Source organism: Micromonospora sp. ATLC20 (genome assembly GCF_057196585.1).
Genome location: NZ_JBXUOV010000037.1, coordinates 1 through 15,159, shown reverse-complemented (window position 1 = coordinate 15,159; position 15,159 = coordinate 1). Strand labels below are relative to the sequence as shown.

Genomic DNA, 15,159 nt, shown 5'->3' with positions numbered 1-15,159 from the left:
GAAAAGGCCCCCAGAGGGGCCCCACGCTTCCAAGATCTCCAGCACGGGGAGATCTTGGTACCGAACCGCCCCGGGAAGGGCGGGGCCGTACCAAGATCTGCGGCGGGCACGCTGCGGCGGAGTGGCCGGGCGCGGAAGGGTCGGCGCGATCGAGTGGTCCGACTAGGGGGTGGGGACGCCCGCGGGGTGGCGGGGACCGGCCGGGTGGGATCATCGGGGGGTGAGCCGCGCCGATACCGTCCGTTTCCGTCACAACCAGGCCATCCTGGTCGCCGCGATCGTCGCCTTCATCGGCGCGCTGCCCCTGGCCTCCGCCCGCTGGTGGCTGCTCTGGGTGCTGCTCGTACCGCTCGCCGTCGCGGTGTGGGCGTGGCGGGCCGGCACCGACGCCGACGCCCGGGAGCTGCGGCTGCGGGCGCTCGTCGGGCAGCGCCGGGTGCCGTGGAACCGGGTCGCCGAACTCGCCGGTGATTCCCGCGGCCGGGCGATGGCCCGGCTCGACGACGGCGAGGTGGTGATGCTGCCGGCGGTACGCGCCACCGAACTGCCCCGGCTGATCGCCGTCACCGGGCAGGAACTACCGGACGCCGACGGCGATCAGTAAGCCGGCGATCAGTAGCCGTCGACCACCCGGTTCGTCAGCTCCTCGCCTGATACGTACCGGCGCAACTGCTCGCCCACCAGGCGGTACGCGCGGGGCAGCAGCCCGCGTACCGAGCCGGCGACGTGCGGGGTGAGCAGCACGTTCGGCAGTTCCCACAGGGGATGGTCGGCGGGCAGCGGTTCCGGGTCGGTGACGTCCATCGCGGCGCGCAGACGGCCCGAGGTCAGCTCGGCCACCAGCGCCGAGGTACGGGCCACCGGCCCGCGGGCGGCGTTGACGAGCAGCGCGCCGTCCGGCATCGCGGCGAGGAAACGTTCGTCGACCATGCCCCGGGTCTGCTCGGTCAGCGGCACCAGGAGCACCACCACGTCCGCCTCCGGCAGCAGCGCGGGCAGCTCGTCGACCCCGTGCACGCCCTGGCCCGGGCGCGGCGTACGGGCCACGAGCGTGAAACTCACCTCGAACGGGACGAGCCGGTCGCGGACCGCGGTGCCGATCGAGCCGGCGCCGACGATGAGCACCCGCTTGCCGGCCAGCTCGTCGGTGGGCGCCACCTCGTCGTACGCCCACTCGCGCCGCGCCTGCGCCCGGGCCAGCGGCGCGAACCCGCGCAGCGAGGCGAGGATCGCGGCGACCACCCACTCGGCGGTGGGCGAGTCGTGCACGCCCCGGGCGTCGCAGAGGGTCACACCGCCGGGCATCCGTCCCACCCAGGCGTCCGCTCCGGCGGAGAGCAGTTGCACCACCTCGACGTCGGGCAGCTCGGCGAGGAGCGCGCCGGCGTCCGGGCCGGACAGGAACGGCGGCACCCAGAACCGCACCCCGGCCGGGGACGACGGGAGCCGGTGCGGGTCGTCCAGCACCTCCACGGTGACGCCGGGCGGCGGCTCGCCGAGCAGCCGGCGGCCTTCGGGGTGCGGGATCCATACCTTCACGACCGCCGACGATATCGGCCCCGGACCGGCCGGCGCGGCGCGACCCGTGACGAACACCGCGCCGGGAATGGAGTGGCGGTCCGGCGGGGTATAACCGAGAACGGGATGCCGGTCGGGTGTTCCGCTTGCTGAGGGCGGTGGCGATGAGCGAGGACGGCCGGGGACGGGTGTCCGTGCCGATTCCGGCGCTCGCCGATCCCGACCGGTTGCGCTCACTCGACGAGACGCGGCTCGACGCCGTACCCGACGAGTCGTTCGACAGGTTCGCGCGGCTGGTCGGCGACCTGCTGGACGTACCCGTCGCGCTCGTCTCCCTGGTGGACGCGGACCGCCAGTTCTTCCCCGGCGCGACCGGGCTGCCGGAGCCGTGGGCGGCCCGCCGGGAGACGCCGCTGACCCACTCGTTCTGCCAGCACGTCGTCGACATCGAGATGCCGCTGGTGCTGCCCGACGCCCGCCTCTACCCGCGCGTACGCCTCAACCTGGCGATCGAGGATCTGGGCGTGGTGGCGTACGCGGGCATGCCGCTGACCGACCTGGAGGGGCGGGTGCTCGGCTCGCTCTGCGCGATCGACAGCAAGCCCCGGGCCTGGACGAAGGAGCAGTTGCGGACGCTCGCCGACCTGGCCGCCGCGTGCTCCTCGGAGCTGCGGTTGCGCATCGCGGTCCGGGGCGCCGAGCAGGCCCGCCGCCGCACGGAGGAGGCGCACGACCGGCTCGCCATGCTGGCCGGGATGAGCGAGATGCTCGGCGGCACGCTCGACGTGGCCACCGCTGTGGACCGGCTCGGGCACGCGATGGTGCCGCTGCTCGCCGACTGGTGCCTGATCACGCTCGTCGACCCGGCGGGCCGGCCGCGCACCGTCACCGGCGTGCACCGGGACGCCGAGCGTGAGGCCGACCTGGCCCGCTTCGCCGAGTTGCTGACCACCGGCCTCGGCGCGGAGTCGCAGATCCGGTCGGTGCTGCGTACCGGGCGGCCGGTGGTGCGGGCCGTGGCCGGCCTGGACGACGTGGCGCGCGGCACGACACGCCCGGAGCTGGTGCCGCTCGCCGAGCGGCTCGGCATCGGTTCCCACCTGACCGTGCCGATCACCGCCGCCGGGGACCGGGTGATCGGGGCGGTCACGCTGGTCAACCGTCCGGGGCGGCGCGGTTTCGACCCGAGCGACCTGCGCACCGCGCAGGACATCGGGGTACGCGCCGGACAGGCGGTCGGCAACAGCCGCCTCTACGGCGAGCAGCGCCACGTCGCCGAGGTGCTCCAGCACAGCATGCTGCCGACCCTGCCGGCCGTGCCGGGGATCGAGCTGGCCGCCCGCTACCTGCCGGCCGCCGACCGGGTGGAGGTGGGCGGCGACTGGTACGACGCGTTCGTCCAGCCCGACGGCGAGTTGATCGCCGCGATCGGCGACGTCGCCGGGCACGACATCGAGGCGGCGGCCACCATGGGCCAGTTGCGCAACCTGGTGCGTGGCAACGCGTACGGGCGTAACGACCCGGTGGAGGATCTGGTGGCCCACCTGGACCGGGCCATGGGCGGGCTGCGGGTGCCCACCGTGGCGACCGCCGTGCTGGCCCGGGTCCGTCCGGCCGCCGGCGGGCTGACGGTCTCCTGGTGCAACGCGGGGCATCCGCCGCCGCTGCTGGTCCGCGCCGACGGCACTGTCTCGGTGGCGGACGGCCGCGGACCGCTGCTCGGGCTGGCCCGGCCGCCCCGGCGTACCGGCCGGACGCTGACCCTGGCACCGGGCGACACGCTGCTGCTGCACACCGACGGGCTGATCGAGCGCCGGGACCAGCCGATCGACGAGGGCCAGGCCGAACTGCTCGCCCACCTCCGGGCCGGTGGACCGGGCGTACCGCTGGACCTGCTATGCGACCGGCTGCTCGCCGCCGCGCACCGGCGCGAGGACGACGTCGCCATGCTCGCGCTGCGGGCCGGCTGAACCGGCCCTCCCCCGAACGGCCGGAGGCGGGCAGGGGTGCGCGCGACGCGCCCGGTTCGCCGGTCCGCCCGGCTAGGCTGGGGCGGGTGAGCCCGCGTCTTGCGTACCCCCGTGTCCGCCGCCTCCGGACGGCGCTGGCGGCGTCCTGCGCGGCGCTGCTGCTGGGCACCGCCGGCTGCGCCCTCGGCGAGCCCGAGCCGGACCCGGCCGGCGCCCCACCCAACCTGCCCACACCGTCCGGCACCGCGAGCCCCGGCGGGGCCGGCCAGCAGGTGGTCGCCACCGTGCTGGCCAAGGGCCTGGAGGTGCCGTGGGGCATCGCGTTCCTCCCCGACGGCGGCGCGCTGGTCACCGAGCGGAACAAGGGGCGGATCCTCCAGGTCGGCCCGGAGTCCGGCCCGGACGGGCTGGCCGTGCGGCCGGTGCAGACCGTGCCGGACGTCGCTGCCGGCGGCGAGGGCGGCCTGCTCGGCATCGCGGTCTCCCCCGCGTACGCCAAGGACCGCACGGTCTTCGTCTACTACACGGCCGAGGACGACAACCGGATCGCGAAGATGCAGCTCGGGCAGGCGCCGAAGCCGATCCTGACCGGCATCCCGAAGTCCGGTACGCACAACGGCGGCGGGCTGGGCTTCGGCCCGGACGGTCACCTCTACGCGAGCACCGGCGACGCCGGGCGCACCGAGAACGCCCAGGACGCCAAGAGCCTCGGCGGCAAGATCCTGCGGATCACGCCGGACGGCAAGCCGGCGCCGGGCAACCCCACCGCCGGGTCGCCGGTCTGGTCGACCGGTCACCGCAACGTCCAGGGCTTCGCCTGGACGCCGGACAAGAAGATGTACGCGGTGGAGTTCGGCCAGAACACCTGGGACGAGATCAACCAGATCGACAAGGGCGGCAACTACGGGTGGCCCCGGGTCGAGGGGCGCGGCGACGACAGGCGCTACGTGAACCCGATCACGCAGTGGCCCACCGGTGACGCCTCCTGCTCCGGCCTGGCGGCAGCGGACCGTCTGCTCGTCGCCGCCTGCCTGCGCGGCCAGCGGCTCTGGCTGGTGGAGCTGGCCGGTAACGGCACCGTCCTCGGTCAGCCGCGCGACCTGCTCAACGGCCGGTACGGTCGGCTACGGGCCGTCGCGGCGGCGCCCGACGGCTCGCTGTGGGTGAGCACGTCGAACCGGGACGGGCGGGGTACGCCCACCGCCGAGGACGACCGCCTCCTGCGGCTCGTCTTCGCCGACGGTGGTGCCGGCCGGAGCTGATCCGGCCGGCCGGGTTTGTCAAGATCGCGCAGGGGGCAGGTCAGAATCTCAGCATGGACGGCCACGAGAACGAACAGCACCGCACCGGGGACGAGACGTCTCCGGAGCGCGGGCGCGCCCGCCGCCTGACGGCGTGGCGGCCCGGCCACCGGCTGCGCCGGCTGGGTGTCGTGCTGGCTCTGCTCGCGGTCACGCTCGGCGGCATCGTGATCGGCACGTACGCGGGCGGCCACGTCGGCACCGACATCGGCCCGTTCCGGGCCGAACTGAAGCTCAGCCCGTCGCTGTCCGGCGGCACCACAGTCGACATCCCGCCGCTGGGCGCGCTGCTGCTCGACAGTCACGACGGCCCGGCGTACCTCACCGTCGAGGTGGGCTCGCTGGACCAGGGGCGCACCGAGGCGCTCATCGACGACCCGGCCAGCATCAGCCGGGCCAGCCAGTCGGCCGTCCAGGACGTCCGCGACGGCGTGATGCGGCTCGGGCTGCGTACGCTCGCCTCGGCCGTGCTGGCCACGCTGCTGCTGGCCGCGCTGGTCTTCCGGGACGTCCGGCGCACCGCGTGGGCCGGCGGTCTGGCGCTGGTCGTGACCGCCGGCAGCCTCGGGGTGGCCGCGAGCACGTTGCGCCCGCAGGCGATCGAGGAGCCGCGGTACGAGGGCCTGCTCGTGAACGCGCCGGCGATCGTCGGTGACGCGCGGCGGATCGCCAACGACTACACCAAGTACGCCGAGCAGCTCCAACGGCTGGTCGGCAACGTCAGCAAGCTCTACACCACGGTCTCGGCGCTGCCCGTGGTGCAGCCGTCGCCCGGCACCACCCGGGTGCTGCACGTGTCGGACATCCACCTCAACCCGACCGGCTGGCAGCTGATCCGTACCGTGGTCGAGCAGTTCGGCATCGACGTGGTGGTCGACACCGGCGACATGACCGACTGGGGCAGCGAGCCGGAGGCGTCGTTCGTCGGGTCGATCGGCCTGCTCAAGAAGCCGTACGTGTTCATCCGCGGCAACCACGACTCGCCGCGTACCGCCGCCGCGGTGGCGCAGCAGCCGAACGCGATCGTGCTGAACAACTCGGTCACGACGGTGGGCGGGCTGACCATCGCCGGCATCGGCGACCCCCGCTTCACCCCGGACAAGGAGACCTCACCGGCCGGCAGCGGCCTCACCTCGGCCGTCGCCGACCAGGTGATCGGCGCCGGTGAACAGCTCGCCGCCACGATCGGGAAGTCGCCGCGCAAGGTCGACATCGCGCTCATCCACGATCCCGCCTCGGCCGGCCCGCTCTCCGGCACCTGCCCGCTGGTGCTCTCCGGGCACACCCACTCCCGGCAGGTGTCGAAACTGCCGCAGGTCGAGGGCAAGCAGCCGACCACGCTGATGGTGCAGGGCTCGACCGGCGGTGCCGGGCTGCGCGGCCTGGAGGGCGAGAAGCCGACCCCGCTCACCATGACGGTGCTCTACTTCGACCAGCAGAAGCTGCTCCAGGCGTACGACGACATCACCGTGGGCGGCACCGGGCAGTCGCAGGTCAACCTGGAGCGGCACGTCATCCGCGACCCGGCCAAGGGCGACCAGGTCCCGGTCACCCCGACCCCGACCCGCGGCCCGTCGGAGTCGCCGTCACCGGGTACGACCACGCTGAGCCCCACCCCCACGAGCTGACCGCCCCGCTTTCTCGCCGCCTCCCCTCGCGGTCATTCAGCCGGGCGCTCTGCCGCACTGACACCCGGTGACTCGGCGTCACGAAGCCCGTCCGGCACGGGGATGCTCCGCCGCCGACTTTGCTCTGCACCCATCGGCGCAGCAGGCACCGAGAGTCGCCGCCTGGGTGGATGCAGAGCGGTGGGCATTCCACTCCGCCCCAGCTCAGGGCGGTGATGCGGATGTGGCTGCAGAGCAAAGGGGCCGAGAGGTGAATCCCCAGGCCGCCAGAGGCGGTTACTCTCCGCAGCCAATCCAGCCGTCACATTCCGTGAGGGAAACCCAGCCGCCGCCCGGGCTGTCCGGCCGGCCCCCGTGGCGGAGTGCGGTCAGCGCAACGGACGCGCGCCTCAGCGCAGCGCGATCGCGGCCAGCGCGGCGTTGACGATGCTGCCGGGCAGCAGGTCGTGCAGCTCGTACAACTCCCGGACGCTGCCGGACTGGCCGAACTCGTCCACGCCGAGCGGCACCGCCGGGGCGCCGACCGCCGAGCCGAGCCAGGCCATCGCGTGCGACGCGGCGTCGTGCACGGTGACCACCGGCACCCGGTCGGCGAACGCCGACCGCAGCGCGCCGGGCACGCTCGGCACGGTCGCGGTCCGCACGCCCTGGCGCAGCGTCCGCTGCCACGCACGGTAGAGCCGGTCCAGGCTGGTCACGTCGACCACGTGCGCGGCGACGCCCTCCTCCGCCAGCTCCGCGGCGGCCGCCAGGACCTCCGGCAGCACCGCGCCGGAGGCGGCGAGCTGAACGACCGGGGCGTCAGCCAGATCGGGGTACGCCTGGTGCGCGTCGACGAGCCGGTACGCGCCGGCCACCACCTGCCGCCGCAGCACCGCGTCCCCGAGCCGCGACCGGGCCGCCTCGAACGGCGCCTGGTCGATCGGCCGGGTGCTGAGCCGGAAGTAGTACGCCCCGTCCTCGGCCGGTGCGGCGGTGGCGGTCGGAGCGGCGCCGCCGGCGATCTGCCCGAGCGCGTCGCAGAGCAGCCAGTCGAGGCTGCCGGCGTACGCGGGCTCCAGGAACGTCACCCCGGGCAGCTCCAGGCCGACCGACGCGGTGATGGTGGACTGGTGCGCGCCGCCCTCCGGGGCCAGCGTGATGCCGGACGGGGTGCCGGCCACCACGAACCGGGAACCGGAGTACGTGCCGTAGAGGAACGCGTCGAGACCGCGCAGCACGAACGGGTCGTAGACGGTGCCCACCGGCAGCAGCGGCTGGCCGGACAGGTCCCACGACAGGCCGAGCTGGCCCAGCAGCAGGAACAGGTTCATCTCCGAGATGCCCAGCTCGATGTGCTGCCCGGCGGGGCTCTCGGTCCAGCGCAGCATCCGGTCCTCGGTCCAGGAACGCTGCTCGGTCGGGGCGAACACGCCCGTCTTGTTGATGAACCCGGCCAGGTTCGTCGAGGTGGCCACGTCCGGCGCGGTGGTCACCAGGTAGGGCGCCACCTGCGGATCGCGGGCCAGGTCGACCAGCACCCGGCCGAAGACCTCCTGGGTGGAGACGGGCTTGTTCGCGCGTACCCTCGTGGTCTCCGGAACGGTGACGCCCAGCGCACGCTCGCGCGGCCGGCGGGACAGCGCCTCCCGGCGCTCGCCGGCCCGGATGCCGGCCGGGGTCGCCGGGTCGAGGCGGTCCCACTCGGTCTCGACGGTCAGGCCGTGCGCGGCGCGCAGCGCGTCGATCTGCTCGGTGGTGAGCAGGGCCGAGTGGTTGCGCGGGTTGCCGGCGATCGGCAGACCCCAGCCCTTCACCGTGTACGCGAACACGACGCTGGGCCGGTCGGTGACCGCGTCGCACTGGGCGTACGCGTCGAGCATGGCCTGCGCGTCGTGCCCGCCCAGGTCGGTGACGAGCGGGCCCAGCTCGTCGTCGCCGATGTCGGCGACGAACGCGGCCACCTCGGCCGGCGCGCCGTCCAGGAACTGCTTGCGCAGCGCCGGCCCGGCCAGCCCGAACAGCGACTGGTACTGCTCGTTGGGCATCCGGTCGATCCAGTCGCGCAGCGCCGCGCCACCCGGCCGGGCGTACGCCTCGGCGAGCCTACGGCCGTACTTGACCTCCACGACGTGCCAGCCGGCGGCCTCGAACTGGCCGCGCCACTGGTTGATCCGGATGCCGGGGACGACCCGGTCCAGTGACTGGCGGTTGAAGTCGACGAGCCACATCACGTTGCCGAGCCCGGTGGTGGCCGGGTCGGCGACCGCCTCCCAGATGTTGCCCTCGTCCAGCTCGGCGTCACCGATGATGGCGACGAACCGGGAGTGCGGGCGCGGGCCGAAGTGCGCGTCGACGTAGCGGCGGGTGACGGCGGCGAACAGCGGCGCGGCGGCGCCCAGGCCGACCGAGCCGGTGGAGAAGTCCACCTCGTCCGGGTCCTTGGTACGCGACGGGTACGACTGGAGTCCGCCGCGCGCCCGCAGCTTCGGCAGGTACGACTTGTCGAGGTTGCCGAGCAGGTACTGGATCGCGTGGAACACCGGCGAGGCGTGCGGCTTCACCGCCACCCGGTCCTCGGCGTCGAGGTGGTGGAACCAGAGCGCTGTCATCGCGGTGACCAGGGAGGCGCTTGACGCCTGGTGGCCGCCGACCTTCACCCCGTCACCGGTGTCGCGGTCGTGGTTGGCCGCGTCGACGATGCGGGTGGCGAGCCAGAGAACCCGGCGCTGGATCTCGTCGAGGACGTCGAGGTCGTGCTGGTTCACGGTGACTCCATCCGGGCGTCGCCGTTGACGCCCACTGCGGGGTGAGGAGCGGACGAAGGGCCCCTCCCCTGCCGGGAAAGGGCCCACACGACAGGATCAGGCGCCGAGGCGCGCCAGGATCAGCTCGCGGACGGTCTTCGCGTCCGCCTGACCGCGGGTGGTCTTCATGACCGCGCCGACCAGCGCGCCGGCCGCCGCGACCTTGCCGCTGCGGATCTTGTCGGCGACGTCCGGGTTGGCGGCGATCGCCTCGTCCACTGCGGCGGTGAGCGCGCCGGTGTCCGAGACGACCTCCAGGTTGCGGTTGGTCATGATCTCGGTCGGCGAGCCCTCACCGGCCACCACGCCCTCGAGCACGGCACGGGCCAGCTTGTCGTTGAGCTTGCCGGCGTCGACGAGGCCCTGCAGCTCGGCGACCTGCGCCGGAGTGGCGCCCACGTCGGCCAGTTCCACGCCGGTCTCGTTGGCGCGGCGGGACAGCTCGCCCAGCCACCACTTGCGGGCGGCGGCAGGGGTCGCACCGGCGGCCACCGTCGCCTCGATCAGCTCGACCGCGCCGGCGTTGACCACCGACTGCATGTCGAGGTCGGACAGGCCCCACTCCTGCTGGATCCGCTTGCGGCGCAGCCGCGGCAGCTCCGGCAGGGCGGCCTTCAGCTCGGCCACCCACGCGGTGTCCGGGGCGAGCGGCACCAGGTCCGGCTCCGGGAAGTACCGGTAGTCGGTGGCGGTCTCCTTGGACCGGCCCGACGTGGTGTCGCCGGTGTCCTCGTGGAAGTGCCGGGTCTCCTGGGTGATCCGGCCACCGGCCTCCAGCACCGACGCCTGCCGCAGCATCTCCGAGCGCACCGCCCGCTCGACCGAGCGCAGCGAGTTGACGTTCTTGGTCTCGGTGCGGGTGCCCCACTCCTCGCCCGGCCGGTTCAGGGAGGTGTTGACGTCGCAGCGCAGCGAGCCCTCCTCCATCCGCACGTCGGAGACGCCGAGGGAGCGGATCACGTCGCGCAGCTCGGTGACGTACGCGCGGGCGACCTCGGGCGCGAGCGCGCCGGTGCCGGGGATCGGCTTGGTGACGATCTCGACGAGCGGGATGCCGGCCCGGTTGTAGTCGACGAGCGACTCGGTGGCGCCGTGGATGCGACCGGTGGCGCCGCCGACGTGCAGCGTCTTGCCGGTGTCCTCCTCCAGGTGCACCCGCTCGATGCCGATGCGCACCAGCTCGCCGTTGACCTCGACGTCCAGGTAGCCGTCGAAGCACAGCGGCTCGTCGTACTGGCTGATCTGGAAGTTCTTCGGCATGTCCGGGTAGAAGTAGTTCTTCCGGGCGAACCGGCACCACTGCGCGATCGAGCAGTTCAGCGCCAGCCCGATCCGGATGGTCGCCTCGATGGCGGCCTTGTTCGCCACCGGCAGCGAACCGGGCAGGCCGAGGCAGACCGGGCAGACCCGGGTGTTCGGCTCGCCGCCGAAGTCGGTCGGGCAGCCGCACCACATCTTGGTGTTCGTGCCCAGCTCGACGTGGGTCTCCAGGCCGATCACCGGTTCGAAGCGCGCGACGACCTCGTCGTACGCGGGCAGTGTCGTCGTCATCTGAGCTCCAGGCGCGATCCGGACAGAACCGTTCCAGCCTAATCGGCTGGCCCGGCCACCCCGCTGCCGGGCTTCGAGATCACCGCACCAGGCCCGCCACGACGACCGGGCCCGGGCGGGTGTCACTCGGGTGTGGTGAAGGTCCGCCGCCGGTTGTACGCCAGCACGAGCAGGATGCCGCCGACGGAGAAGGCCACGACGCTCAACAGCAGGAGTACGAGCGGCGAACCCGGCCCGGTGATCGGCAGCCACGCGCCGCTCACCTTCGACGGCGAGGGCGTCGGCTGGGGCGCCGGGGTGCTGCTGCTCTCCGACGGCGTGGCGGCCGGGTCGCTCGGCGTCGGCGTCGCAGTCGGGTCGTCCGGGTCGGGCGTCGAGCCGGTCGGGGACGCCGTGGGGGTGGCCGGGGTGCGGGCGGCGACGGTCAGCGACACCTGCTTGGTGGCGCTGGTGCTGTATCCCTTCGCCGCGACGGTGAAGGTGAACGTGCCGGCGCTGCTCGGGGTGCCGCTGAGCTTGCCCGCCTCGTCGAGGGTGAGACCGTCCGGCAGGGCCCCGGCGGCCAGGGCGAACGTGATGTCCGAGTCGCCGTCGGCGGTGAACCGGAAGGAGTACGGCTTACCGACTGTGGCGGCGGGCGGTTCGCCGGAGGTGAACGCGGTCGCCGCCTCGGCGACGACGACTGTGGCGTTCTGCTCGTCGAAGCGGTCGTTCTTGTCGGTCATCCGCAGCGTGAACGTGTACGTCCCGGGCGTGGTCGGCGCACCACCGAGCGACGTCCCCACCACGAGCATCCCCGGCGGCAGACCGCCCGAGGTCACCGACAGCCGGTACGGCGCGGTCCCGCCTGTGGCCTCGACCGTGTGGATCGCGTACACCCGGCCGAGGTACATCGGCGACCGGGGCTTGCCCGACGTGATGACGACAGTCGGCTCGCGTACCTCGATGGTCGCCGTCTGCTCGCCGAACAGGTCGTTCTGGTCGGTCATCCGCAACGTGAACGTGTACGTGCCGGGCGTGGTCGGCGCGCCACCGAGGGACGTCCCCACCACGAGCATCCCCGGCGGCAGACCGCCCGAGGCCACCGACAACCGGTACGGCGCCGTGCCACCAGTCGCCTCGACCGTGTGGATCGCGTAGACCTGCCCGATGACCATGACCGACCGGGGCTTGCCCGAGGTGATGGTGACGGTCTCGGTGGCGGCGGCGGCCGGTTGCGCGGTGGCCGGTTGACCGGCGCCCAGCAGCAGCGCGACGACCATCGTCAGGGCCATGACCGGGCGAAGTGTCCCCATCGCACATCCAGCTCTCGGTCGGAACCGCTCGCGTCCGCCAGCGGGCCACAGTCCAGTCGATCCAGCAGACTCGGAGTCTATTCGACCAGTGCCAGTGACCCCCGGCAATCCACTGATCGGTGATCACCGTGTCGGTACGGAGGCGGCCGGGCCGCCTCCGTACCCGTAATTCAGAGCGCCGGCGGGGTGAGCGTGCCGACGGCGCCCTCCAGCGCGGCCGCGACCCGGTACATCCGGTCGTCGGCCATGGTCGGCGCCATGATCTGGAAGCCGACCGGCAGCCCCTCGGACAGGCCGCACGGCACCGAGATGGCCGGGCCGCCGTACAGGTTCGTCGGGATGGTGAACAGGTCGGCCAGGTACATCTGGTACGGGTCGGCGGTACGCGACCCGATCGGGAACGCCACGAACGGCGTGGTCGGCGAGATCAGCGCGTCGACCTGCTCGAACGCGCTGGTGAAGTCCCGCGTGATGAGCGTGCGGACCTTCTGCGCCTGGCCGTAGTAGGCGTCGTAGTAGCCCGACGAGAGCGCGTACGTGCCGATCATGATGCGCCGCTTGACCTCGGGGCCGAAGCCGGCCTCGCGGGTCAGCGACATGACCTCCTCCAGCGACCGGTTGCCGTCGTCGCCGACCCGCAGGCCGAACCGGACGCCGTCGAACCGGGCCAGGTTGGAGGAGCACTCGCTGGGCGCGATCAGGTAGTACGCCGGCAGCGCGTACTTGAAGTGCGGGCAGGAGATCTCGACGATCTCGGCGCCCAGCTTCGCCAGCGCCTCGACCGACTCGCGGAACGCGGCCATCACGCCCGGCTCCGCGCCCTCGCCGGTGAACTCGGTGACCACGCCGAGCTTCACGCCGGTCAGGTCGCCGGTGGCGCCGAGCCGCGCCGCGGCCACCACGTCCGGCACCGGGGCCGGGATCGAGGTGGAGTCGCGCGGGTCGTGACCGCCGATCACCTGGTGCAGCAACGCGGCGTCGAGCACGGTACGCGCGCACGGGCCGGGCGTGTCCAGCGACGACGAGAACGCGACCAGGCCGTAGCGGGAGGTGCCGCCGTAGGTGGGCTTCGCGCCGACGGTGCCGGTGACCGCGCCGGGCTGGCGGATCGAGCCGCCGGTGTCCGAGCCGATCGACAGCGGTGCCTCGTACGCGGCCAGCGCCGCCGCGCTGCCACCGCCGGAGCCGCCCGGGATCCGGTCGGTGTCCCACGGGTTACGGGTCGGCCCGTACGCGGAGTATTCGGTGGAGGAGCCCATCGCGAACTCGTCCATGTTCGTCTTGCCGAGCATCACCGTGCCGGCGTCGCGCAGCCGCTCGACGATCGTCGCGTCGTACGGCGGGCGCCAGCCCTCCAGGATCTTCGACCCGACAGTGGTCGGCACGCCCTTCGTGGTGAGCACGTCCTTCACCGCGACCGGCACACCGGCGAGCGGGCCCAGCGCGTCACCGGCGGCGCGGCGCTCGTCCACGGCCCGCGCGGCCGCCAGCGCCCCCTCGGTGTCGACGTGCAGGAACGCGTGCACCCGGTCGTCGACGGCGCCGATGCGGTCCAGGTGGGCCTGGGTGACCTCGACCGCGGAGGTCTCGCCGCTCGCCACCAGCCCGGCGATCTCAACAGCACTCAGCTTCGTCAGGTCGGTCATGCCGGCACTCCGCTTCGCTCCGTGCCGTCACGACCGACAACCACGCTGAGCCTGATGATTCGCTCGCTGCGCTCGCTCATGAGGCCACATCCTCGTCCAGGATCCGCGGGACGCGGAACCGCTGCTCCTCGGCGTCGGGGGCGCCCGACAGCGCCTCCTGCGGGGTCAGGCCCGGCCGCACCACGTCCTCGCGGAGCACGTTCGTCAGCGGCACGGAGTGGGACGTCGGCGGGATGTCCGCCGCGGCGACCTCGCCGACCTGCGCGACCGACTGGAGGATCACATCCAGCTGGCCGGCGAAGGTGTCCAGTTCCTCATCCGTGACGGCGAGCCGCGACAGTCGCGCGAGGTGCGCGACCTCCTCGCGGGAGATGGCGGCCATCAGTGCCCCCTTCGTGGCTGTCCTGAGACGTCTGCGACGGACCGGCCGCGCGTGCAGGCGTGCTCGATGACGCGCGGTGACCGGAGCGAGTCTATTGTCCCGCCGTCACGACGACGCCTTCGACTCCCCCTCCGGCGCCGGACCGCCGCGGCTCACCGCCTCCGCCGGGCGCACCGGACGGTAGCGGGACAGCCAGGCCACCAGGTCCTCGGCCGGCATCGGCCGGGCGTGGAACCAGCCCTGCGCCACGTCGCACCCGGCGGCGTGCAGCAGCCGCCAGGTGCGCTCGTCCTCCACGCCCTCGGCCACCACCCGCAGCCCGAGCGCGCCGGCCAGCTCGATCATCGAGCGGACGATCGCCGCGTCGTCCGGGTCCTCGGCCATCCCGAGGACGAACGACCTGTCCACCTTCACCTCGGACAGCGGGAGCCGGCGCAGGTGTTGCAGCGACGAGTAGCCGGTGCCGAAGTCGTCGAGCGCGATGCCGACGCCGATGCGGTGCAGTTGGGTGATGCTGGCGAGCACCCGTCGCGGGTCGGCCATCAGCGCCCCCTCGGTGATCTCCACCTGGAGGCGCTCGGGCGGCACGCCGTACCGGGTCAGCCGGTCGGCGATCTGGTCGGCGATCTCGCCGGTGTGCAGGTCCCGGACGCTGACGTTGAGCGCGGCCCGCAGCGTGAGCCCGGCTGCGGACCACTTGGCGAGCTGCTCCACCACGTCGTCGACCACGCGGCGGGTGAGCAGCCGCATCACCGCGCTCTGCTCGGCGACCTGGATCAGCTCGCCCGGGTCGACCATGCCCCGGCGCGGGTGCCGCCAGCGCAGCAGCGCCTCGACACCCACCACCTCGCCGGTGGCGATGGCGATCTGCGGCTGGTAATACATGGTGATCTCACCCGGGTGCCCGGCCTGCTCGTCCGCCTCGCCCGCGGTGCTCCCGTCGGCGGTCGGCCCGATGACGCCCGGCGCGCCGGTGCTCACGGCGGCCTCCGCGTCCTGGGCCAGGTCGGCGTCGGCGGTCTCGGTCTCCGGCGCGAACTCCGCGTCGCCGACCACGAGCGGACCCGCGCCCGGGCCGGCGC

Annotated in this window: 11 protein-coding genes; 4 read left to right on the top strand and 7 right to left on the bottom strand. The window is 73.3% G+C overall.

Annotated elements, in window-relative coordinates; translation table 11 throughout:
- The first annotated feature begins 220 nt into the window (after positions 1-220).
- Complete coding sequence (locus AC2CHG_RS11145; protein WP_318332824.1) at positions 221-604, top strand: PH domain-containing protein; 384 nt, start codon at positions 221-223, stop codon at positions 602-604.
- Between the two features lie 8 nt (positions 605-612).
- Here the strand turns inward: AC2CHG_RS11145 and AC2CHG_RS11140 are convergent, their stop codons facing one another.
- Positions 613-1,539 (bottom strand): 2-hydroxyacid dehydrogenase, encoded by a 927-nt coding sequence (locus tag AC2CHG_RS11140; protein ID WP_366625264.1) that lies wholly within the window; start codon positions 1,537-1,539, stop codon positions 613-615.
- Positions 1,540-1,682: 143 nt separating this feature from the next.
- Between AC2CHG_RS11140 and AC2CHG_RS11135 the strand changes: the two genes are divergently transcribed.
- The 3 genes from AC2CHG_RS11135 to AC2CHG_RS11125 all read left to right on the top strand — a co-directional run bounded on the left by AC2CHG_RS11135 (position 1,683) and on the right by AC2CHG_RS11125 (position 6,417).
- Positions 1,683-3,488 carry a SpoIIE family protein phosphatase gene (locus AC2CHG_RS11135; RefSeq protein ID WP_366625266.1) on the top strand — a complete coding sequence of 602 codons (1,806 nt, stop codon included), beginning with the start codon at positions 1,683-1,685 and terminating at the stop codon, positions 3,486-3,488.
- 86 nt (positions 3,489-3,574) lie between these two features.
- Positions 3,575-4,750 carry a PQQ-dependent sugar dehydrogenase gene (locus AC2CHG_RS11130; protein ID WP_366625268.1) on the top strand — a complete coding sequence of 392 codons (1,176 nt, stop codon included), beginning with the start codon at positions 3,575-3,577 and terminating at the stop codon, positions 4,748-4,750.
- 53 nt (positions 4,751-4,803) lie between these two features.
- On the top strand, positions 4,804-6,417 hold the full coding sequence (locus tag AC2CHG_RS11125) for a metallophosphoesterase family protein (RefSeq protein ID WP_135243676.1): 1,614 nt from the start codon (positions 4,804-4,806) through the stop codon (positions 6,415-6,417).
- 389 nt (positions 6,418-6,806) lie between these two features.
- Here AC2CHG_RS11125 and AC2CHG_RS11120 read toward each other — a convergent pair whose 3' ends face one another.
- The 6 genes from AC2CHG_RS11120 to AC2CHG_RS11095 form a co-directional block, all read right to left on the bottom strand.
- On the bottom strand, positions 6,807-9,164 hold the full coding sequence (locus AC2CHG_RS11120; protein WP_484524677.1) for a transketolase-like TK C-terminal-containing protein: 2,358 nt from the start codon (positions 9,162-9,164) through the stop codon (positions 6,807-6,809).
- Between the two features lie 96 nt (positions 9,165-9,260).
- A complete protein-coding gene (gene gatB, locus AC2CHG_RS11115; protein WP_366625272.1) occupies positions 9,261-10,754 on the bottom strand; it encodes an Asp-tRNA(Asn)/Glu-tRNA(Gln) amidotransferase subunit GatB in 1,494 nt (497 codons plus the stop codon).
- 122 nt (positions 10,755-10,876) lie between these two features.
- On the bottom strand, positions 10,877-12,028 hold the full coding sequence (locus tag AC2CHG_RS11110; protein WP_484524676.1) for a putative Ig domain-containing protein: 1,152 nt from the start codon (positions 12,026-12,028) through the stop codon (positions 10,877-10,879).
- A gap of 191 nt (positions 12,029-12,219) precedes the next feature.
- Positions 12,220-13,695: an Asp-tRNA(Asn)/Glu-tRNA(Gln) amidotransferase subunit GatA gene (gene gatA / locus AC2CHG_RS11105; protein WP_366625276.1), complete on the bottom strand. Its 1,476-nt coding sequence runs from the start codon at positions 13,693-13,695 to the stop codon at positions 12,220-12,222.
- A 76-nt stretch (positions 13,696-13,771) separates the two neighbouring features.
- Positions 13,772-14,077, bottom strand: coding sequence for an Asp-tRNA(Asn)/Glu-tRNA(Gln) amidotransferase subunit GatC (gene gatC / locus AC2CHG_RS11100; protein WP_135243672.1), 306 nt, complete (start codon positions 14,075-14,077; stop codon positions 13,772-13,774).
- Positions 14,078-14,182: 105 nt separating this feature from the next.
- Positions 14,183-15,159, bottom strand: a 977-nt coding sequence (locus AC2CHG_RS11095; protein ID WP_484524675.1) for a putative bifunctional diguanylate cyclase/phosphodiesterase, incomplete at its 5' end; no start/stop codon positions are given.

Coding starts and splice junctions, on each gene's coding strand:
- AC2CHG_RS11135 (WP_366625266.1), top strand. CDS start 1,683: ATGAGCGAGGACGGCCGGGGACGGGTGTCCGTGCCGATTCCGGCGCTC.
- AC2CHG_RS11125 (WP_135243676.1), top strand. CDS start 4,804: ATGGACGGCCACGAGAACGAACAGCACCGCACCGGGGACGAGACGTCT.
- gatB (WP_366625272.1), bottom strand. CDS start 10,754: ATGACGACGACACTGCCCGCGTACGACGAGGTCGTCGCGCGCTTCGAA.
- AC2CHG_RS11110 (WP_484524676.1), bottom strand. CDS start 12,028: ATGGCCCTGACGATGGTCGTCGCGCTGCTGCTGGGCGCCGGTCAACCG.
- gatA (WP_366625276.1), bottom strand. CDS start 13,695: ATGACCGACCTGACGAAGCTGAGTGCTGTTGAGATCGCCGGGCTGGTG.
- gatC (WP_135243672.1), bottom strand. CDS start 14,077: ATGGCCGCCATCTCCCGCGAGGAGGTCGCGCACCTCGCGCGACTGTCG.